The 19,767-nt window shown below is 64.9% G+C and carries 21 protein-coding genes; 16 read left to right on the top strand and 5 right to left on the bottom strand.

The window, feature by feature from the left end:
• Window positions 1–2 precede the first annotated feature (2 nt).
• Window positions 3–557 (bottom strand): F0F1 ATP synthase subunit delta, encoded by a 555-nt coding sequence (locus tag I5E68_RS11315; protein WP_197163780.1) that lies wholly within the window; start codon window positions 555–557, stop codon window positions 3–5.
• 391 nt (window positions 558–948) lie between these two features.
• On the opposite strand from I5E68_RS11315, the gene ada reads away from it, so the two are divergent.
• Complete coding sequence (gene ada / locus I5E68_RS11310; RefSeq protein ID WP_197164793.1) at window positions 949–2,043, top strand: bifunctional DNA-binding transcriptional regulator/O6-methylguanine-DNA methyltransferase Ada; 1,095 nt, start codon at window positions 949–951, stop codon at window positions 2,041–2,043.
• Between the two features lie 18 nt (window positions 2,044–2,061).
• On the opposite strand, the gene I5E68_RS11305 is transcribed toward ada, so the two are convergent.
• Window positions 2,062–4,227, bottom strand: coding sequence for a primosomal protein N' (locus I5E68_RS11305; RefSeq protein WP_197163778.1), 2,166 nt, complete (start codon window positions 4,225–4,227; stop codon window positions 2,062–2,064).
• A 200-nt stretch (window positions 4,228–4,427) separates the two neighbouring features.
• On the opposite strand from I5E68_RS11305, the gene fsa reads away from it, so the two are divergent.
• From fsa to I5E68_RS11265, 8 genes are all read left to right on the top strand, one after another.
• Window positions 4,428–5,078 carry a fructose-6-phosphate aldolase gene (fsa, locus tag I5E68_RS11300; protein WP_197163775.1) on the top strand — a complete coding sequence of 217 codons (651 nt, stop codon included), beginning with the start codon at window positions 4,428–4,430 and terminating at the stop codon, window positions 5,076–5,078.
• 472 nt (window positions 5,079–5,550) lie between these two features.
• Window positions 5,551–5,811, top strand: coding sequence for a hypothetical protein (locus I5E68_RS11295; protein ID WP_197163773.1), 261 nt, complete (start codon window positions 5,551–5,553; stop codon window positions 5,809–5,811).
• 204 nt (window positions 5,812–6,015) lie between these two features.
• Window positions 6,016–7,830, top strand: a complete 1,815-nt coding sequence (gene cobT, locus I5E68_RS11290; RefSeq protein ID WP_197163771.1) for a cobaltochelatase subunit CobT — start codon at window positions 6,016–6,018, stop codon at window positions 7,828–7,830.
• A gap of 115 nt (window positions 7,831–7,945) precedes the next feature.
• Window positions 7,946–8,608 (top strand): nitroreductase, encoded by a 663-nt coding sequence (locus I5E68_RS11285; protein ID WP_197163768.1) that lies wholly within the window; start codon window positions 7,946–7,948, stop codon window positions 8,606–8,608.
• Window positions 8,609–8,680: 72 nt separating this feature from the next.
• Window positions 8,681–9,586: a DMT family transporter gene (locus tag I5E68_RS11280; protein ID WP_197163766.1), complete on the top strand. Its 906-nt coding sequence runs from the start codon at window positions 8,681–8,683 to the stop codon at window positions 9,584–9,586.
• 43 nt (window positions 9,587–9,629) lie between these two features.
• On the top strand, window positions 9,630–11,102 hold the full coding sequence (gene cysS / locus I5E68_RS11275; RefSeq protein WP_197163764.1) for a cysteine--tRNA ligase: 1,473 nt from the start codon (window positions 9,630–9,632) through the stop codon (window positions 11,100–11,102).
• Between the two features lie 130 nt (window positions 11,103–11,232).
• Window positions 11,233–12,171 (top strand): D-2-hydroxyacid dehydrogenase, encoded by a 939-nt coding sequence (locus I5E68_RS11270; RefSeq protein WP_197163762.1) that lies wholly within the window; start codon window positions 11,233–11,235, stop codon window positions 12,169–12,171.
• 94 nt (window positions 12,172–12,265) lie between these two features.
• A complete protein-coding gene (locus tag I5E68_RS11265; RefSeq protein ID WP_197163760.1) occupies window positions 12,266–13,939 on the top strand; it encodes an acetolactate synthase large subunit in 1,674 nt (557 codons plus the stop codon).
• Between the two features lie 9 nt (window positions 13,940–13,948).
• Here the strand turns inward: I5E68_RS11265 and I5E68_RS11260 are convergent, their stop codons facing one another.
• Together I5E68_RS11260 and I5E68_RS11255 are read right to left on the bottom strand one after the other, a co-directional pair.
• Window positions 13,949–14,332, bottom strand: coding sequence for a hypothetical protein (locus tag I5E68_RS11260; protein WP_228726938.1), 384 nt, complete (start codon window positions 14,330–14,332; stop codon window positions 13,949–13,951).
• On the bottom strand, window positions 14,322–14,537 hold the full coding sequence (locus tag I5E68_RS11255) for a hypothetical protein (RefSeq protein WP_197163758.1): 216 nt from the start codon (window positions 14,535–14,537) through the stop codon (window positions 14,322–14,324). Before I5E68_RS11255 ends, I5E68_RS11260 begins: the two co-directional genes overlap by 11 nt.
• A gap of 99 nt (window positions 14,538–14,636) precedes the next feature.
• On the opposite strand from I5E68_RS11255, the gene I5E68_RS11250 reads away from it, so the two are divergent.
• On the top strand, window positions 14,637–15,284 hold the full coding sequence (locus tag I5E68_RS11250) for a S24 family peptidase (RefSeq protein WP_197163756.1): 648 nt from the start codon (window positions 14,637–14,639) through the stop codon (window positions 15,282–15,284).
• Between the two features lie 74 nt (window positions 15,285–15,358).
• Entirely contained in the window at window positions 15,359–16,036 is a 678-nt protein-coding gene (locus tag I5E68_RS11245) for an MBL fold metallo-hydrolase (RefSeq protein WP_323982141.1), read from the top strand.
• A 28-nt stretch (window positions 16,037–16,064) separates the two neighbouring features.
• Here I5E68_RS11245 and I5E68_RS11240 read toward each other — a convergent pair whose 3' ends face one another.
• Window positions 16,065–16,457, bottom strand: coding sequence for an MAPEG family protein (locus I5E68_RS11240; RefSeq protein ID WP_197163755.1), 393 nt, complete (start codon window positions 16,455–16,457; stop codon window positions 16,065–16,067).
• Between the two features lie 164 nt (window positions 16,458–16,621).
• On the opposite strand from I5E68_RS11240, the gene rpmF reads away from it, so the two are divergent.
• The 5 genes from rpmF to I5E68_RS11215 all read left to right on the top strand — a co-directional run bounded on the left by rpmF (window position 16,622) and on the right by I5E68_RS11215 (window position 19,717).
• Complete coding sequence (rpmF, locus tag I5E68_RS11235; RefSeq protein ID WP_013833797.1) at window positions 16,622–16,801, top strand: 50S ribosomal protein L32; 180 nt, start codon at window positions 16,622–16,624, stop codon at window positions 16,799–16,801.
• 26 nt (window positions 16,802–16,827) lie between these two features.
• The gene (gene plsX, locus I5E68_RS11230) at window positions 16,828–17,889 is read left to right on the top strand and encodes a phosphate acyltransferase PlsX (RefSeq protein WP_197163754.1); all 1,062 of its coding nucleotides are present in this window, start codon (window positions 16,828–16,830) and stop codon (window positions 17,887–17,889) included.
• Complete coding sequence (locus I5E68_RS11225; RefSeq protein WP_323982172.1) at window positions 17,886–18,857, top strand: beta-ketoacyl-ACP synthase III; 972 nt, start codon at window positions 17,886–17,888, stop codon at window positions 18,855–18,857. Before plsX ends, I5E68_RS11225 begins: the two co-directional genes overlap by 4 nt.
• A gap of 110 nt (window positions 18,858–18,967) precedes the next feature.
• Window positions 18,968–19,270: an integration host factor subunit alpha gene (locus I5E68_RS11220; protein WP_197164790.1), complete on the top strand. Its 303-nt coding sequence runs from the start codon at window positions 18,968–18,970 to the stop codon at window positions 19,268–19,270.
• Window positions 19,271–19,345: 75 nt separating this feature from the next.
• Window positions 19,346–19,717 (top strand): MerR family transcriptional regulator, encoded by a 372-nt coding sequence (locus I5E68_RS11215; RefSeq protein ID WP_323982140.1) that lies wholly within the window; start codon window positions 19,346–19,348, stop codon window positions 19,715–19,717.
• Window positions 19,718–19,767 lie beyond the last annotated feature (50 nt).

Below are 19,767 nucleotides of genomic sequence, written 5' to 3'. Positions count from 1 at the left end.
TCTTAGCCCTTCATGGCCTGGGCGAGCGAATTGAGACGGGTGCGGATCGAGCTGTCGATGCGCTTCGAACCGATGGTGACGACGAGGCCACCGAGCAGTTCGGGATCGACGTCGGTCGTGATCTTGACGTTGCGGCCCTCGCGCGCCTCGAGCTTGCCACGCAGCTGGGTGAGCTGGGCTTCGTCGAGCGGGTGGGCGGTCGTGACGTGCGCCGTGGTCTCGCCGCGCTGGGCGGCGGCGATGGCGGCAAAGGCACGCGTGATCTCGGGCAGGGCCGAGAGGCGGCGGTTCTCTGCGAGCACACCGAGGAAGTTGCGCGTCAGCGGCGAGACGGCGAGAACGCCGGCAACCGCATCGACGGCCTTGGCCGCGGCGGCGCGGCTGACCTCGGGATTGCGAATCAGGGCAGCGAAATCGTCGCTTTCCTTGATGGCGCGTGCGACGGTGTCGAGATCGCTCTCGACCGACGTCACAGCGCCCTGTTCGCTGGCAAGCTCAAACAGCGCCGAAGCGTAGCGACCTTGCAAGCTGGCTTTGATGGCCCCGGAATTCTCCACGCGTGTTCGTTCCTTACATCGGGTGGGCTGAGGCTCTTGCGGGGAACTCAAGATGCAAGTCCCCCCCGGCCTGCAGACGGGGCGCGCATAGCGACGATATTGCAACGATGCAAGCTACCCCATCGTCCTTGCAGACAATGCGAGTCTTTCGCTTTAGCCGCAAGGGGCGGGAAGCCTTTCTGCGTAACCGCCGCTAAAGTCCCTGTAAGAACTGGGATTGGCCTATGCTTGTGCTTTCGAATCATCGCTTTGACGAGGACTTTCCCGGGCGATCCGCTTGGCGAAGTTGCAAAATTGCATCGTTGTCCACATTGGCCGAAGGAACAAGTGCGCTGGCCATGCAAGGCCGGGCGCCCATGGGTGTGCGCATATCGCTCGGCGGAGAAACATGATGCATCGCAGTGACGAAGTTGCCGATGCGGCAGTCGGGGGAGTAGGGCCGCTTCGTGACGAACGTGCCTGGCAGGCCGTTTGCGAACGCGATCGGCGCTTCGACGGTCGTTTTGTCACCGGTGTACTTTCCACTGGGATATATTGCCGACCATCGTGCCCTGCGCGTCATCCGCGTCGGGAGAATGTACAGTTCTTTCTGGATGCCGTTGCAGCCGAGCGAGCCGGACTGCGTGCCTGCAAGCGCTGCCGGCCCGAGACGGTCGGGCGCGACGAGGTTGCGGTGGCGCGGGCCCTTGAGGTGATCGAAGCTGCTACAGAGAGCATCGCGCTCGCGCAGCTTGCAGACGAATGCGATTACAGTGCGACGCATTTCCAGCGGGTGTTCAAGCGTGCGGTCGGGCTTTCGCCGGCGGCGTACCAGCGTGCCTTGCGGCTTGAGCGGACGCGTGCGGCGCTGAGCGGAGGGGCCAAGGTGACCGATGCGATCTACGATGGTGGTTTCGGTGCCGCTTCGCGATTCTATGCGGCGAGCGAGGGAAGGATGGGCATGAAACCTTCGGTTTGGCGCGATGGAGGGCGCGGCGTCACGATTCGCTTTGCCAGCGTCGCCACCAGTCTCGGCAGTCTGCTCGTCGCAGCGAGCGACAAGGGTGTGTGCCGGGTTTCTTTTGGCGAGGGACGCGAGGTGCTCGAGGCGCGCTTTCCGCATGCGCAGCTGGTCGAGGGCGATGAAACGTTCGAGGCCTTGCTCGCGCAGGTTGTTGCGGCGGTCGAGGCCCCCGGACAATCGGTGCAGGTTCCGCTCGACGTGCAGGGAACTGCCTTCCAGGAAGCCGTCTGGCGTGAATTGCAGAACATCGCTCCTGGGGAGACCCGGAGCTATGCGCAGATAGCGGCGGCCATCGGCAAGCCGGATGCGGTGCGTGCGACCGGGTCGGCCAATGGGGCCAACAATGTCGCGGTGCTGATCCCGTGTCACCGTGTCGTGCGTTCGGACGGTTCGCTCGGCGGCTATGCCTATGGCGAGGACATCAAGCGCGAGCTGCTGCGCCGCGAACAGGTCGCAAGGGACGAGGCGTTCAAGCTGGACTGAGTACAGTACTGCGCGGGCTCACACGAAGCTGTAGGGATCGACGTCGATGTGGACGCGCACGCCGCGCGGGAACTGCAGCGGGTCGAGCCACTGGCGCAGCACCTTCTGCAATTCGGCCGAGCGCCTTGCGTTGATCAGCAGGCGAAAACGGTGGCGTCCGCGCAGCAGCGCGAGCGGTGCAGGGGCAGGGCCCAGGACCAGCATGTCGGGATTGTCGGGCGCGGTGCCGCCGATGGCGCGGGCAGCGTCGCGTGCCTCGGCCATGTCCTCCGAAGAGACGATGATCGCGGCCCAGCGTCCGAAGGGCGGAGCTCCGGCGTCGCGCCGGGCCTCGGTTTCGGCATCGTAGAAGGCGTCGCGGTCGCCTGCGGCCAGCGCGGCGATTACCGGGGCTTCGGGATGGCGGGTCTGGATCAGCACTTCGCCCGGCTTCTCGCCGCGGCCCGCACGCCCGGCGACCTGCGCGACCTGCTGGTAAGTGCGCTCGGCCGCACGCAGGTCGCCGCCCTCGAGCCCGAGGTCCGCATCGACCACGCCGACCAGCGTGAGTTCGGGGAAGTGATAGCCCTTAGTGACGAGCTGGGTGCCGACGATGACGTCGATTGCGCGCCCTTCCGCCTTGGCGACGAACTCTGCGATCGCCTCGGGGCTGTTCATCGTGTCCGAGGTGATCAGCGCGGTGCGTGCCTCGGGCAGGATTTCGGCGACCTCGTCGGCGATGCGCTCGACACCCGGTCCGCAGGCCACGAGGCAGTCGCCGGTGCCGCATTCCGGGCAGGTGTTGGGTACCGGGACTTCGTAGCCGCAGTGATGGCAGGCAAGCCGCTGGCTGAAGCGGTGCTCGACCAGCCAGGCGGTGCAGTGCGGGCACTGGAAGCGGTGGCCGCAATTGCGGCACAGCGTGAGCGGGGCATAGCCGCGCCGGTTGAGGAACAGCAGCGACTGCTCGCCGCGGGCGAGGCGCGCCTTCATCTGGTCGACCAGCCGCGGTGCTAGCCAGCGGCCGCGTTCGGGCACTTCCTTGCGAAGGTCGACGATGTCGATGGCGGGCAGCTGCGCCCCGCCGAAGCGCGCGGGCAGGTCGATCTTGCGGTAGACCCCGGCCTCGGCGAGTTGCATCGATTCGAGCGCGGGCGTGGCGCTGGCGAGGATGACCGGGGCCTGTTCGAAGCGCGCGCGGATCACCGCGACGTCGCGCGCATTATAGCGCACCCCGTCGTCCTGCTTGAACGAGATCTCGTGCGCCTCGTCGACGATGACGAGGCCGAACCTGGCATAAGGCAGGAACAGCGCCGAGCGCGCACCGACCACGACCTGCGCGTTTCCGCTGACGATGGCGCGCCATGCGCGGCGCCGCTCGCTCGACTTGAGCGAGGAGTGCCACTGCACCGGGGGAACCCCGAAGCGTTGCTCGAAGCGGCGCAGGAAGTTCTCGGTCAGCGCGATCTCGGGGAGCAGGACGAGGACCTGCTTGCCGAGCGTGATCGCTTCGGCGACCGCCTCGAAATAGGTTTCGGTCTTGCCCGAGCCGGTCACGCCGTCCAGCAGGAAGGGGGCGAACTTGCCTTCGCGCACCGCCTCGACGAACGTATCGGCGGCGCGACGCTGGTCATCGCTGAGGTCGGGCACGGCGAAATCGGGATCGGCGGGCGGGTAGGGACGGTCGAGATCGACGCTCACCGCTTCGAGCAACCCGGCACCGACCATGCCGCGCAGCACGCCTTCGGAAACGCTTGCGAGTTCGGCCAGTTCGCGGATCGAGGCCTGCTCTCCCTGAAGCGCGTCGAGCGCGGCGGCGCGTTGGGGTGTGAGGCGCGCGGGTTCCTCGCCGGTCAGGCGGTACTCGGTGGTCGTGCCGCCGCCGCGCAGCGCGGCCATCGAGCCCAGCGCCATGCGCGCGACCGAGGAGAGCGGGGCGCAGTAGTAGTCTGCGGTCCACTCTATCAGGCGTCGCAGCTTCGCATCGAGTGGCGGGACCGGGAGGACCTCGAGGAACGGCCGCAGTTTCGAATCGGGGACCTCGCCGGTGCTCAGCCTTTCGGGCTCCCAGGCGATGCCGAGCACCTGCCTTGGCCCCAGCGGGGCGATCACGATCGAGCCGGGTTCGACTTCGCTTCCCTCGGGCACGCGATAGTCGAGCACGCCGAGCGCTGCATTGAAGACGAGGAGGCGAACGCGTTTCATTCCGGGGGCATATAGGCGCAGGCTAGCGCCGACGTGAAGGTCTCGGCAGCGATCGCCGGGGGATGATGGCAGGCAGGACTGCGCCATCTGCCGGAGCGGGCGCGGGAGAGCGGGTAGCCGGAGGCGGCGCTTGGCACTATAGGGGCCGCAGAATCGACGGGGGCACGAGGCTCCCCGCACCCATTTGCAGGAACATCGTCATGAAGTTTTTCGTCGACACCGCCGAAATCGCCGACATCCGTGAAATGGCCGAGACCGGCCTGCTCGACGGCGTGACCACCAATCCCTCGCTGATCGCCAAGTCCGGCCGCGACTTCATGGAAGTCACCAAGGAGATCTGCGATCTGGTTGATGGCCCGGTCAGCGCCGAGGTGATCTCGCTCGACCACGCAGGCATGATGCGCGAGGCCGAAATCCTGCGCAAGATCGCCGACAACGTGTGCATCAAGGTGCCGCTCACCGTCGACGGTCTCAAGACTTGCAAGAAGCTGACCTCGGACGGCACCATGGTCAACGTGACCCTGTGCTTCTCGGCCAACCAGGCGCTGCTCGCGGCCAAGGCCGGTGCGACCTTCATCTCGCCCTTCATCGGTCGTCACGACGACAACGGCTTCGACGGCATCCAACTGATCGAAGACATTCGTCTGATCTACGACAACTACGCCTTCGAGACCGAGATTCTCGCCGCCTCGATCCGCCACCCGATCCACCTGCTGCAGTGCGCCAAGATCGGCGCCGACGTCGCGACGATGCCGCCCAAGGTGATCAAGGACCTGTTCAAGCACATCCTCACCGACAAGGGCATCGAGGGCTTCCTCGCCGACTGGGCGAAGACCGGCCAGTCGCTCTGATGCCGGCTGCCTGAGCCGGGCCCCAAGTCCGCGCCGATGCGGTGCGGGCACGAGGCGCCCGGCAGGGCCGAGTTGCGATCCATTATGGCGGCGTGCCCGCGCGATCTCGCTGGAGATGCGCAGGCGCGCCGTCTGCGTATGTGGATCAGGGCTGTTCGACGAGTGCGACCCGAATGCGCTTGACGCCTCACCCGTTCGCTGCGTCGCAATGTAAATAGGTGTAAACCACTAGAATGCTTTGACCCGTCTGCAGCGCGGTCGCAGGCAGCTGGACTGGTTCGACCTAAGTATCCGTCATTGTTGCATTATGCTGTCAGGTTGCCGGGAACTGTCCCAATCTGCAAATATATTTGTCGAATTGGCACGCTAGGCCTCGCCTGCGCTGTGATAGGCTCGATCTCGCGGGAAGGTCGAATCGACCGAACTGTCTAACCCGGGGGGGCGATTGTTCAGTTTGATGAGGGTGGAAGCGATGGCGAAAATTATCGAGGCATTCGTTGACGAAAGAGGGCACCTGCATACTTCTCCGGCATCGGCGATCGTTGCCGACATCGCCGCCATTCTGGGCCGGGTCGGCGACGAGGGCGGTCTGACGAGCGGCGTTGCCGCACTGATTCTCGAAAAGCGCGATGCGATCGAGAAGGCCTTTGCCGATTACGACATGCTCAAGTCGAGCGGCGCCACGATCATCGACGTGAGCGACCGCCTGCGTTTCCAGTCGCACGCGGAATAGTCCGGAACGACGGAGCGCTTCAGTGCGACAGGCGAGGCGCGTAGCTTGAACGGCACGCGCCCCGAGACCCTCGCTGCCGTCTCTGCGCTCTTGACCGAGATACCAATCCTACGATCCATCAATGCCTTGATCGGGTCCCGCGAGGGCGGCCTGTCCCTTGTTGGGTTTGTGACCCGGGCCGCGATGCGCTAGCGCAGTCCAGACATGTCCGACGAATCCCCTGCAGATCGCTTCAAGTCCGCTCTCGCCGTCGCTTCGCGCGCGATTGCCAAGGACAGTGAAATCGAGGTCAACTGGACCGCCGACAGCCCCAGCGCGAGCGGGTCGCTGTTCCGCATCCCGATGCCCGGACGCAACGTGCCGGCAGCGGCGGCCGGCAAGGCGCGCGGCGCAGCCGACAGCTTCGCGCTGCGCCACCGCTATCACGATGCATCGGTGCACATGCGCGAGGCGCCCAGCGAGCCGGTCGCGCGCGCCTGCTACGATGCGATCGAGACCGTGCGCTACGAGGCGCTGGGCGCGAATGCCTACGAGGGCATGCGCAGCAACCTCGACGCTGCGCTCGAGGAGCGGATCGCCTCCGACCCCATCGCCCGCGCCGAGGCGCCCGACGAGGTACCGGTGCAATCGGCCCTCGCGCTGATGCTGCGCGAGAAGCTCACCGGCCAGCCGATCCCCGAAGTGGCGCGGCCAGGTGTCGACATGGTGCGCAACTGGATCGAGCAGAAGGCGGGTGGCGACATCGAGGCGCTCGTCGACAAGATCGGGGACCAGAAGGCGTTCCAGGCGCTCTCGCTAGACATGCTCCAGCATCTCGAACTGACCCGCGCCGAGCAGATCGAGCAGCCGCCCGAGAACACCGAGGATCTCGACGGCGACGAGGAAACCGAGGAAGAGCAGGACGGCGACGATGCCGGGCAGGAGCCCGAGGCCAGCGAAATGGCCGCTGAGCCGCAGCGCGGCGAGGATGAGGGCGAGGCCGAATCCGAAGGCGATGCCTCCGAAGACGTAGAGGACGGTCAGGACGGCGACGAGGGTGAAGAGGGCATGATGCCTGTTCGGCCCAACCGCTCCTGGACCGATATTCCCAGCGACTTCGACTATCAGGTCTTCACCGAGGCCTTCGACGAGGTCGTGGGGGCCTCGGACCTGTGCGACGAGGAAGAGCTCACCCGCCTGCGGGCCTATCTCGATGCGCAGCTCAAGGGGTTGCAGGGGGTCGTCACGCGCCTTGCCAACCGTCTCCAGCGCCGCCTCATGGCGCAGCAGAACCGTTCCTGGGACTTCGACCAGGAAGAGGGCATGCTCGATGCCGCAAGGCTCGCGCGCGTCGTCGTCTCGCCGGGACAGTCGCTGTCCTACAAGATCGAGCGCGACGTGGAGTTCAAGGACACCGTGGTCACGCTGCTGCTTGACAATTCGGGCTCGATGCGCGGGCGTCCGATCTCGATTGCCGCGATCAGCGCCGACGTGCTCGCGCGCACGCTCGAGCGTTGCGGGGTCAAGGTCGAGATCCTCGGCTTCACCACGCGCGCTTGGAAAGGTGGTCAGAGCCGCGAGAACTGGCTGGCGGGCGGCAAGCCTCCGCATCCGGGGCGCCTCAACGACCTGCGCCACATCGTCTACAAGAAGGCTGACGAGCCCTGGCGCCGAGCCCGGCGCAATCTGGGCCTGATGATGCGTGAGGGCCTGCTCAAGGAAAACATCGACGGCGAGGCACTGCTCTGGGCGCACGAGCGCCTGCTGGCGCGGCCCGAAGACCGGCGCATCCTGATGGTCATCTCCGACGGCGCGCCGGTCGACGACTCTACGCTTTCGGTCAATTCGGCCGGATATCTCGAGGCGCACTTGCGCAAGGTGATCGAGTGGATCGAGAGCAAGTCGCCGGTCCAGCTCGTCGCCATCGGCATCGGACACGACGTGACCCGGTACTACCGCCGCGCGGTGACGATCATGGATGCCGAACAGCTTGGCGGGACGATGATCGAGCAGCTGGCGGGACTCTTCGAGGACGAGTGAGCCGCCCGCATGGCGGCGTCCGGCAACTTTTATGTACTGCCCGGTATTGAAACGAGCGCGGCGCTTACCAGATTGCCTCGCTTGTTTCCCCTGTCCCCGAATGCCGGAGTTTTGAATGAACGTTTCCGAAGCCGTCGCGAGCCGCCGCTCGATCCGCGCCTACACTGAAGAGCCGGTCAGCCTCGATACCTTGCGCCGGGTGCTGGACAAGGCGCGCATGGCGCCCTCCGGCTGCAACTTCCAGCCCTGGCAGGCGACCGTGCTGACTGGCGAGCCACTCAAGGCGCTGCAGACCAAGATGTTGGCGAGCGAGCCGCAGGACCCGGTCGAATACAGCTGGGATGCGCCCAACCAGTCGCCGCCACACCTTGCGCGCCTCCAGACGCTCGGGGCCAGTATGTACGGCGCGATGGGCATCGCCCGCGCCGATGCAGAAGCGCGCAAGAAATTCTCGGACGCCAACATCGTCTCGTTTGGCGCGCCCGCGCTGCTGGTCTGCTATCTCGAGCGTTTCCACGAGGCGCCGCAGTGGTCCGACATGGGCATGTGGCTGCAGACGATCATGCTGCTGCTGCGCGAAGAGGGGCTCGACAGCTGCCCGCAGGAGTGGATGGCGATGTTTGCACGCGTCATCAAGGATCACATCGGCGTTTCGGACGAGAGCCACATCCTGTTCTGCGGGCTCGCCATCGGTCATCGCGACGAGCAGGCCAGTGTGAACACGTTCGAGCGCGAACGCGTCGCGCTCGACGACCAGGTCCGTTTTCTCGGTTTCTGATCGAGATCACGCGATGAGGGGATCACCCGGTCGGCTCGTTGTGCCGACCGGGCCAACACGGGGATATTTCGAGTGACTGCTGCGTACCTGTGGGTGCCCTTCACCCTGCTGGCGGCCTTTGCGCAAGTGCTGCGCAATGCCTTCCAGTCGCGCCTGACCGGCCACGTCGGCACGGCAGGCGGAACGCAGGTACGTTTCGTCTACGGACTTCCTTTCGCAGCGATGTTCCTGGCTGGCTACCTCGCGCTCTCGGGTGATACGCTCCCCATGCCCGCGCCCGGAGCACTGGCATGGTCGGCTGCTGGTGCGATGGCGCAGATCGCGGCGACGGCGTTCATGCTGCAGGTCATGGCCAAGCGCGACTTCGGCGTGGCCTATGCCTACATCAAGACCGAACCGGTGACGGTCGCGCTGCTCGGCCTCGTGCTGGTCGGCGACAACCTGCCGCTGTTCGGCTGGGTCGCGGTGCTGATCGTCACCGTTGGCGTGGTCATGGCCTCGCTGCGCAAGGGAGATGGCGCTGCCGACCTTGCCGAGTGGCGACCGCTCGTCGTGGGCGTTGCCGCAGGAGCGCTCTTCGGCCTTTCCGCGATCTGTTTCCGCGCCTCGATCGAGGCCGTGGGCGAGGGCGGCTTCCTGTTGCGCTCGCTGACGATGCTGGTGGTGACGCTCTCGATCCAGACGCTGGCGATGGTCGGCTGGTTCCTCTTGCGCGACGCCTCGGCCTTCACGGGCTCGGTGCGCCACTGGAAGCTGAGCGTTCCGGCAGGCGCTCTGGGCGCGGTCGCATCGGCAGGCTGGTTCATCGCCTTCTCTCTCACCATCGCGGCCAACGTGCGCACGCTCGCGCTGATCGAGATGCCGGTCGTGGCGATCGTTTCGCGCTATGTTTCGGGTCGCTGGCTGTCTGCGCGCGAGTGGACGGGCTTCGTGCTGATCACGCTCGGCGTGGCGCTGCTGATGCTGGTCCATGCCTGAGCGCGCTTGACTGGCGCGGCGCGGTGCCTAATGCCGCGTGGCCATGACCGAGACCACCGCGACGCCCGAACTGACGCTGTTCAACAGCCTGACCCGCCAGCTGGAGCCTTTCCGGCCCGTCCACGCGGGCGAGGCGCGGGTCTATACCTGCGGGCCGACGGTCTACAACTATCCTCACATCGGCAACATGCGCGCCTATGTCTTCGCGGACATTCTCGGGCGTACGCTCAGCCACCGCGGCCTCAAGCTCACCCACGTCATCAACATCACCGACGTCGGGCACCTGACCGATGATGGCGACCAGGGCGAGGACAAGATGGAGAAGATGGCCGCGCAAAAGGCACAGTCGATCTGGGATATCGCGCGCCACTACACCGAGGCTTACTGGGCCGACATCAAGGCGCTGAACATCCGCCAGCCCGCACACTGGTCGATCGCCACCGACTACGTCGAGCAGATGATCGACTTCGCCAGGCAGATCGCGGACGCGCACTGCTACGAACTGGAGAGCGGGCTCTACTTCGATGTTTCGAGCGTCGCCGACTACGGCCGCCTCGCACGCGCCGTCACCGAAGAGGGCGAGGGGCGCATCGAAACGGTCGAGGGCAAGCGCAACGCCGCCGACTTCGCGATCTGGCGCAAGACGCCCGCTGGCGAGAAGCGCCAGATGGAATGGGATTCGCCCTGGGGCAAGGGCGCGCCGGGCTGGCACCTCGAATGCTCGGTCATGTCGGGCAAGCTGCTCGGCTTCCCCTTCGACATCCATACCGGTGGCATCGACCACCGCGAGATCCATCATCCCAACGAGATTGCACAGAACCAGGCGTTTTGCTGCAAGCCCGGAGATCACTGCGGCCTCGACGTGACCGCGAACTCGGGCGCGAACATATGGATGCACAACAACTTCCTCGTCGAGCGTTCGGGCAAGATGAGCAAGTCCTCAGGCGAGTTCCTGCGGCTGCAGCTGCTCATCGACAAAGGCTACCACCCGCTCGGCTACCGAATGATGTGCCTTCAGGCCCATTATCGCTCGGAGCTCGAATTCTCGTGGGATGGCCTCGCCGCCGCGCTCACGCGTCTCAAGCGCATGATCATGGCTGCAGAGCGTCTCAAGGACGTGACGCCGGGCGCCGGGACCCATCCCAAGCTCGCGCCGATGGTCGAGACCTTCGAGAAGGCACTGGCCGACGATCTCAACACACCAATCGCGCTCACCGCGCTAGAGGACGTGCTCGCGGCCAAGAAGGTCGATCCAGCGATCAAGCGCGCACTCGTCGAGAGGATGGACGCGGTGCTCGGCCTCGACCTCTTCGCGCTGACCCGCGCCGAGATGCGCCTGCGCCCGCTCAATGCACAGATCGAGGAAGCCGAGATCGAGGACGTGCTCGCGCGCCGCAAGCAGGCGCGGGCCGACAAGGACTTCGCGACCTCGGACGCGCTGCGCGACGAGCTTACCGCCAAGGGTGTCGAGGTCATGGACGGCGATCCGCTCGGCTGGGAATGGAAGCTGGGCTGATCGTTCGAGGCAAGCTTGTCCCGCGCGCCAGTGCCATGGCGTGAAATGCAAGCCCGGCACGGTTGAACAACTGCGCCAATGAGGGCGTTATCGGACCGAGCCATTTCCTGCCCTGATCTATGGATGACCCGTGACCTGCCTTCTCGTAAATGAACGCTATCGCCCCTTTCTCGAAGGGCAGCTGCCCGCCGGTACGCAAACGCTCTGGTATGATGACCTGGAGAGTTTCCGTTCGCAGATTGCCGAGGCCGAGGTGGTCTGGCCGGATACCGCCTATCCCGGCGGCATCCGCGGCGCGATGGAAGAGGCAAGAGCCATGCGCTGGTGTTCGGTCATGTCGTCGGGTGTCGACTGGCTGCCGCTCGACCTGCTGGCTGAGCGCGAGGTGATGCTCACCAACGGCGCTGGCCTGCACGCGCACAGCGTGACCGAATTCGCGGTCATGGGGATGCTCTCGCTTGCCAAGAAATGGCGCGCGATCGTCCATGCGCAGGATCGCGGCCAATGGCTGGGCGACCCGCCGGGCATGGGCGAACTGCTCGACGCCGAGGTCCTGGTGATCGGCGCGGGCGAGATCGGCCAGCGCATCCGCACCGTGCTCGAGGCCTTCGATGCGCGGGTCACCATGGCTCGCCGTTCGCCGCGCGAGGGCGACCTTGGCAGCGACGAATGGCGCGGCGCGCTTGGCCGGTTCGACTGGGTGATCGTGATCGTCCCCTCGACCGACGAGACGCGCGGCATGTTCGGCGCCGATGAGATGGCGGCGATGAAGCCGGGAGCTGCGCTGGTCAATCTCGCGCGCGGAACGGTTATCGATCAGGACGCGCTGCTTGGCGCAATCGATTCGGGGCATCTCGGCGGCGCCTTCCTCGATGTCACCGACCCCGAGCCGCTGCCTGTGGGCCACCCGCTGTGGTCGCGCGATAACGTAGAGATATCGATGCACCTCTCGGGCCGCGCGCAGGCCAGCCTCTTCCGGCGCGGGGCGCAGCGCTTTCTCGACAATCTTGCGGCCTTCGAGCGCGGTGATCCGCTCGCGCACCGGGTTGATCTCTCGCGCGGCTACTGATCCTTTTCGGAACTATCGGAGCGCCCACGCATAGGGTTAGGCAGATATCGCCGCGTGCCACGCTGCGAGAGTGAAATGACAAGGAGCACCTGACATGGCGGAAGCAGACACGATCAAGGCCTCGGACCTGTTCGTTCAATGCCTCGAGGCGGAAGGTGTCGAATATGTCTTCGGGGTACCGGGCGAGGAAAACCTCGATTTCCTCGATTCGCTCTCGCGCTCCGACAAGATCAAGTTGGTGCTGACCCGCCACGAGCAGGGCGCAGGCTTCATGGCGGCCACGTACGGGCGCCATACCGGCAAGGCCGGGGTCTGCCTCTCGACGCTCGGGCCGGGCGCCACCAATCTCGTGACCGCTGCCGCCTACGCGCAGCTTGGCGGAATGCCGATCGTGATGATCACCGGGCAAAAGCCGATCAAGAAGTCCAAGCAGGGGCGCTTCCAGATCCTCGACGTGGTCGCGCTGATGCATCCGATCACGAAGTACGCGCACCAGATGGCGAGCGCCGACAACATTCCCAGCCGCGTGCGCGAGGCGTTCCGGCTGGCCGAGGAGGAAAAGCCCGGCGCCTGCCATATCGAACTGCCCGAGGACATCGCCGACGAACACACCGTGTCGCGTCCGGTGGCAGCGTCGGTCGTGCGGCGGCCTGCTGCCGACGTGAAGTCGATCAGACAGGCCTGCGAGGCACTGGAAAAGGCAAAGCGACCTCTGCTGGTGATCGGCGCGGGCGCTAACCGCAAGATGACCAGCAGGATGCTTGGCGAATTCGTCGAGAAGACGGGCATACCCTTCCTCACGACGCAACTGGGCAAGGGCGTGATCGACGAGCGGCACCCGAACTTTCTGGGCTGTGCGGCCTTGTCTTCGGGCGACTTCGTGCACCGCGCGATCGAGGCGGCCGACTGCATCGTCAACATCGGCCACGACGTGATCGAGAAGCCGCCGTTCTTCATGCACAACGACGCGGGATGTCATGAGCGCTGCGTGATTCACGTCTCGACGCAGACGGCAGAGGTCGATCCGGTCTACTTCCCCCACATCGAGGTGATCGGCGATATCGCCAATGCCATGTGGCAGATCAAGGAAGCGATCGTGCCCTCGGCCAAGTGGGATTTCGAGGCGATGCTCGGTTATCGGCGCGCCGAGGTCCAGCACACTGCCAAGCTGGCGGCAGAGGCGACCTTCCCGATCTTCCCGCCCTATCTCGTCGATCAGGTGCGTGCGGCCTTGCCCGAGGATGCGATCGTGTGCCTCGACAACGGCATCTACAAGATCTGGTTCGCGCGCGGCTACTACGCTTACCAGCCCAATACCGTACTGCTCGACAATGCGCTCGCCTCGATGGGGGCAGGGCTGCCCTCCGCCATCGCCAGCGCCATGGTCTACCCCGGGCGCAAGGTCTTCGCCGTGTGCGGCGATGGCGGGTTCATGATGAACAGCCAGGAACTCGAGACCGCGGTACGCCTCGGCCTCGATCTCACGGTGATGATCCTGAATGACAATGCCTACGGCATGATCCGGTGGAAGCAGGCCAACATGGGCTTCTCCGACTTCGGCCTGACTTACGGTAATCCCGATTTCGTCCAGTACGCCGAGAGCTACGGGGCGAAGGGCCACCGGGTCGAGAGCGCACAGCACCTGCGCGAATTGCTGGTCCACTGTCGCGACACACCCGGTGTCCATGTGATCGATTGCCCGGTCGACTATTCGCGCAACGACTACCTGCTCAATACCGAGATTGCGGAGTTGTCGCGGGCACTGTGATCCGGGCGCTCAAGCTTCGAGCAGGACGAGCATCTCCAGCTCCACGTGCATGACGGCCTCGGGCAGGGCGCAGTGCTCTACTTGCGTGATTGTCGCGTCGGCGACGATCTGGCCGGGGATCGCGAATTCGTGATCGGGCAGCAGTGCGACGAAGTCCTCTCCGGCCTCGATCGCTTCCTCGCCGGTGAACGAGAGTGCGATCGTGTGGCGCCAGCCAGCGAAGGTCGCGCTCGACCAGGGGCGTTCGCAGTGGCGCACGAAGGCCGCCTCCGGACCGGCCAGTTGCAGGACCTGGCTGAGCAGGTGTAGCCAGGGGCCGCGCTGGACATGGCGGCGCAGGCCTGTTTCGGGAATGCGTGGCAGATGGCGCAGAATGCGGCGATCAGCGTGCATGGGCGACCTCCTGTTCCATCGCTGTCTCGAGCGCGGCGTCGTAACCGCGCATGAAGGCCTCGACCCGCGCCTCGGTGCCCGAGCGCGGCAGGCGACCGTTACGCAGGTCAGCCACGAATCGAGGGTCCTGCGCCGCGAGCCGGCCGAACTTGGTCCACGGCATGTCCGTCTTTCTCAGGAAAATTTCGATTTGACGCAGTAGCATCCTGGCTCGTCCCTTTGCCTCTGATGTGATTCCGTTCCTTGTTTGTTCCAATCGAAATCCTACTTGTCTAGGAAAAATCTTTCGACTATCCATTACATCATGGTAAGCGATCCTGTCCGTGCCCGATTGCTCGACCTCGCCGCTGAGCGGGCGGTGAGCCTTGCAGCGCTCTCCCGGATGCTCGGCAAGAACGCGAGTTATCTGCAGCAGTTCATCCGCAAGGGTAGCCCGCGCAAGCTGGAGGAAGAGGATCGCGGCAAGCTCGCGCGCTTCTTCGGGGTCGACGAGCGCGAGCTCGGTGCATCGGAAAAATCCCGCGTGGAAGATGTTGAGGGGTGGGCCCCGGTCGCGCGTCTCGCAATTGGCGCTGCGGCAGGGAGCGGCGTCTTCAATGAAGCGGAGCAGGGGGGCGAGGCGGGCTTCGACACGATCCGCTTCTCGCGCCGCTGGCTGCGCGCGCTGGGGCTGGACCCATCGCACCTCGCCGCGATCACGGTCACCGGCGATTCGATGGAGCCGACCTTGCGCGACGGCGACGAAATCCTCGTCGACCAGCGCCGCGCGCCCTTGTGCGATGCGATCCACGTCGTGCGCATCGAGGATGCGCTGCTGGTCAAGCGCGTCGAGACCGGGCGGGGCGGCAGTGTGCTCCTGATCAGCGACAATCCGGCCTATCGTCCAATCGAATGTGCGCCAGGCGAGGTCGACGTCGTGGGCCGCGTGGTGTGGAAGGGTGGCAGGCTCTGACCTCTTAAGAGACGAAGCGCTGCCCGCCTTTGCGCTGGTTGCATTCGCGCGCTGCAATCGTCATGTCAGGCGACATGAACCAGGACACTCGGCCCATGCGCGTGGGCATCATCCCCGTGACCCCGCTCGAACAGAACTGCTCGCTGCTCTGGTGTACCGCCACCATGCGCGGCGCTCTCGTCGATCCGGGGGGCGACCTGCCCAAGCTCAAGCAGGCGATCGAGAAGACCGGAGTCACGATCGAGAAGATCCTCATCACGCACGGCCATCTCGATCACTGCGGGCAGGCGGGTATCCTCGCCAAGGAGCTGGGCGTGCCGATCGAAGGTCCACACGAGGAGGATCGCTTCTGGATCGCGCAGCTCAGCGATGATGGTCCGCGCTGGAACATGGTTGCGCAGACCTTCGAGCCCGACCGCTGGCTCGAGGACGGCGACACGGTAACCGTGGGCGAGCTGACGCTCGATGTCGTACACTGCCCCGGGCACACGCCGGGCCATGTGGTCTTCCACCATGCAGAGAGCCAGTTCGCGATGGTCGGCGATGTCCTTTTCAAGGGCGGCATTGGCCGCTGGGACTTCCCGCGCGGCAACCTCGAAGACCTCGTATCCTCGATCACGAGCAAGCTGTGGCCGCTAGGCGATGGCGTGACCTTCGTGCCGGGGCACGGGCCGGTCAGCACGTTCGGAGACGAACGCCGCACCAACCCTTACGTCAGCGATGCGGCGCTGGAGCGTGGCCTGCCGGGCTGACCCTGCCCAAGTGATGCTGTGGCCTGCCTCAGAAACGGCCGAGCGAGATCATGACGGCGACGATGCATAGTCCAAGGATCACGAGCATCGTGAAGCCGAAGCCGATCGCGCGCAGGAGGTTGGGCTCGCCCTTGTCCATGCCGAAGGCGTGCAGGATGCGCGCGGTCATGTAGAGCGCGCCGGCCAGCGCCAGCCAGGTCCCGCCCTTGCCGGTCATTTCAATTACGGCAACGAGAATGAGCAGGAACGGCGTGTGCTCGACGAAATTGGCCTGTGCGCGCATGCGGCGCATGAGCAGCGGGTTCTCGCCGTCACCGTGCCAGATCTTGTGCATGGCGCGCAGGCGTCCGGCGCGGAATGCGAGCCAGAAATTGATGATCGCCGCGGCGGCGGCCAGGGAAAGAGTGGTCTGCAGAATCATCTTCGGTCGAACTCCTGGGTTGGAATTGTTTCATGCCGGGGGGAGGAACGGCTTGCAACGCGCGTCAAATCGGGTATAGGCGCGCCTTCGCAAGCCGCCGGTCCCGAAAGACGGTTCCAGGCGGCCTTTTTGACATTAACGAATTTCCAGGAACAGGTGCCGAGATGGCTGTCCCCAAGAGAAAAACGACCCCGTCCCGCCGGGGCATGCGTCGCAGCCACGACGCTCTGAAGGTTGAAGCCTTCCACGAGTGCCCGAACTGTGGCGAGCTGAAGCGCCCGCACAACCTCTGCAACGCTTGTGGCCACTACAACGGCCGCGAGATCGTCGCGGTCGAAATCTAAGACCTAGACGAGTTCGGAGATTGCCCATGGGTTTGCCGCGTATCGCTATCGATGCGATGGGCGGTGACGAGGGTGTGCGCGTCATGATCGAGGGCGCTGCACTTGCGCGCCGTCGATACGACCAGTTCAAGTTCCTGCTTGTCGGAGACGAGAAGCGGATCGAGGCTGCGCTCGACAATCATCCGAACCTGCGCGGTTCCTCCGAGATCCTCCATACCGATGGGGTGATCTCCGGGGAGGACAAGCCAAGTCAGGCCCTGCGCCGTGCCAAGAGTACGTCGATGGGACTGGCCATCGCAGCCGTAAAGGCTGGTGATGCGGGGGCTGCGGTGAGTGCCGGCAATACCGGCGCGCTCATGGCGATCTCCAAGCTGACGCTGCGCACCATGCCCGGCATCGATCGTCCTGCTCTGGCGGCTCTGCTGCCGACGCTGGGCGACAACGATCTGGTCATGCTCGATCTGGGCGCCAATACCGAGTGCGATGCCCGCAACCTGGTCCAGTTCGCGATCATGGGTGCGGCCTATTCGCGCGTGGTGACAGACCGCGCAGAGCCGCGCGTACGCCTGCTCAATATCGGCACCGAGGAAATCAAGGGCACCGACATCCTGCGTGACGCCGCGGCGACACTCAAGGCGGCTGCCGGCGATCTCTCGATGTCCTTCGACGGCTTCACCGAGGCCGACAAGATGGCCCGCGGCGAGGTGGACGTTGTCGTCACCGACGGCTTCTCGGGCAACATCGCGCTGAAGGCGGTGGAAGGTACGGCACGATTCGTGGCCGACCTGCTGCGTCGCAGTTTCGCGAGTTCGCTGCGTTCGAAGATCGGCTTCCTGATCTCGCGCCCCGCGACCGAACTGCTCAAGCATCATCTCGATCCGAACAATCACAATGGCGCGGTCTTCCTTGGCCTCAACGGCATTGTCGTGAAAAGCCACGGCGGCGCCAATGCCGCGGGCGTGGCCAATGCCGTTGCGGTGACCGCACGGCTGCTGGAGGAAAACGTGACCGAACGCATCACCGCCGACCTCGCGCGTGTGGGCGAAGCGTCGCTGCGCAAGCGCGGCTCGCAGGAAGAGCGCGCCTGATGCGTCGTTCGGTTCTCATCGGCACTGGCTCCGCACTGCCTGCGCAAGCTGTCAGCAATGCCGAACTGGCCAAGCGCGTCGATACCAGCGACGAGTGGATCGTCGAGCGTACCGGCATCTCCAACCGCTACATCGCCGGTCCCGACGAGACCACCTCGAGCCTTGCCACCGACGCGGCCCGCGCCGCGATCGAGGCCGCGGGCATCGAGGCGTCCTCAATCGACCTGATCGTGCTCGCGACTGCGACGCCCGACCAGACTTTCCCGGCCAGCGCGACCATCGTCCAGAACAACCTTGGTTGCCGCGGAGGCATTGCCTTCGACGTGGCGGCGGTGTGTTCGGGCTTTCTCTATGCGGTTGGCGTCGCCGACTCGATGCTGCGCACCGGTATGGCCTCGCGCGCGCTGGTGATCGGCGCCGAAACCTTCAGCCGCATCCTCGACTGGGAAGATCGCACGACCTGCGTTCTTTTCGGCGACGGTGCGGGCGCGGTTGTTCTCGAGGCTCGCGAGGAAGAGGGTGACAGCCCGCGCGGTATCCTCGCCACCAAGCTGCACGCCGACGGCGCGCACAATCAACTCCTGTTCGTCGATGGCGGTCCCTCAACCACCGGCACCGTTGGCAAGCTGCGCATGAAGGGCCGAGAGGTGTTCCGTCATGCAGTCGTCAACCTCGCCGAAGTGCTCGAGGAAGTCCTCGCGAGCGAAGGGCTCACCACCGCCGACATCGACTGGCTGGTCCCGCACCAGGCCAATGCGCGCATCCTCGACGGCACGGCGAAGAAGCTCAACCTCTCGCCCGACAAGGTGATCAAGACCGTTGGCGAGCATGCCAACACCTCCGCGGCCTCGGTGCCGCTGGCGCTAGATCGCGCGGTCCGCGACGGCAGAATCACTCAGGGTGATCTCGTAGTACTCGAAGCGATGGGTGGCGGTTTCACTTGGGGCGCGGCGCTGCTGCGGGTCTGAATCCGTCCGATTGCATCCTTTATGCGTTCAATATTGGACGCAGCATTGCTTTTTCCCGAGTTTTTCATATCATTGGGTTGCTGCAGGCGCACGAAGGGGATGCTGACTTGATGCGCTCAACGGATACATTGACACGGGCCGAGATCGCCGACGCCATTCATCGCCGCCTTGGTTTGTCCCGGGCGGAGTCGCTGGCGATGGTCGAGGCCATTCTTCAACACATGGTCGGTGCCCTCACCGAAGGGGAGAACGTAAAGATCTCCGGCTTCGGTACGTTCCTTCTGCGGGACAAGGGCGAACGCGTCGGCCGCAACCCCAAGACGGGTGTCGAAGTGCCGATCACCCCGCGTCGGGTGATGACCTTCCGGGCAAGCCAAATGCTCAAGGACCGGATCTCCGATCTGCCAGGCTGAAATGCGGTTTGAAGTCACGCAATTGCGCGGGTTTTGACCGTGGTTCACTCGCTATCTGAGGATGGTCCCCGGCCAGTGATCTTTGCCGACGGCAAGGATGATAAAGCCTTGCGCACCATCGGCGAAGTCTCGCGGGCCTTGGGGCTGAAGCCGCATGTGCTGCGATACTGGGAAGAGCAGTTCCCGGCGCTGCGCCCGCTCAAGCGTAGCGGTTCACGGCGCTACTATCGTCCCGAAGATCTTGCTCTCATTGCCGAGATCGATCGCCTCGTGCATCGCGAGGGCTACACCCTGCGTGGTGCACGCAAGGCGCTGGAGGGGCGAGCGGCTGTTCGCGAGAAGGCCGTGCCTGTCGACCAGCGCGTCAACGCGAGTACCGATTCGGGTCTACATGATTCGCTCAAGTCGATTCGCAGTCGTCTTGAAAAAGCGCTTGAAGCCGATTGATCAATAGAAGTAATCGATCAGCATCTTTTTAAACTGCGCAATGTTGAATT

Source organism: Novosphingobium aureum, assembly GCF_015865035.1.
GTDB lineage: Bacteria > Pseudomonadota > Alphaproteobacteria > Sphingomonadales > Sphingomonadaceae > Novosphingobium > Novosphingobium aureum.
The sequence above is the reverse complement of the archived record's forward strand: the minus strand, read 5'-3'. Positions and strand labels throughout refer to the sequence as shown.